We start from the raw sequence: 339 nt of genomic DNA, 5'->3' as shown, positions 1-339 counted from the left end.
TATTCGCCAGATAGCGGTCACCACCAATGGTTACCGTCTGGAGCGCGATGTGGCGAACTGGCGCGATGCTGGACTTACTGGCATCAACGTCAGCGTCGACAGTCTGGACGCTCGCCAGTTTCATGCCATTACCGGGCAGGATAAATTCAACCAGGTCATGGCAGGAATCGATGCTGCATTTGAGGCCGGTTTTGAGAAGGTCAAAGTCAATACCGTGCTGATGCGTGATGTTAATCATCACCAGCTCGACACCTTTCTGAACTGGATCCAGCATCGTCCCATCCAGCTGCGTTTCATCGAACTGATGGAAACGGGCGAGGGCAGCGAGCTCTTCCGTAA

General features: G+C 53.7%; 1 protein-coding gene. It reads left to right on the top strand.

The window, feature by feature from the left end:
* Positions 1–339: radical SAM protein (locus LZP73_RS19560; RefSeq protein ID WP_234236583.1), on the top strand; the 339-nt coding region annotated here is incomplete at both ends.

This window comes from Shewanella sp. AS16 (assembly GCF_021412365.1).
Classification (GTDB): Bacteria; Pseudomonadota; Gammaproteobacteria; order Enterobacterales; family Shewanellaceae; genus Shewanella; species Shewanella salipaludis.
The sequence above is the reverse complement of the archived record's forward strand: the minus strand, read 5'-3'. Positions and strand labels throughout refer to the sequence as shown.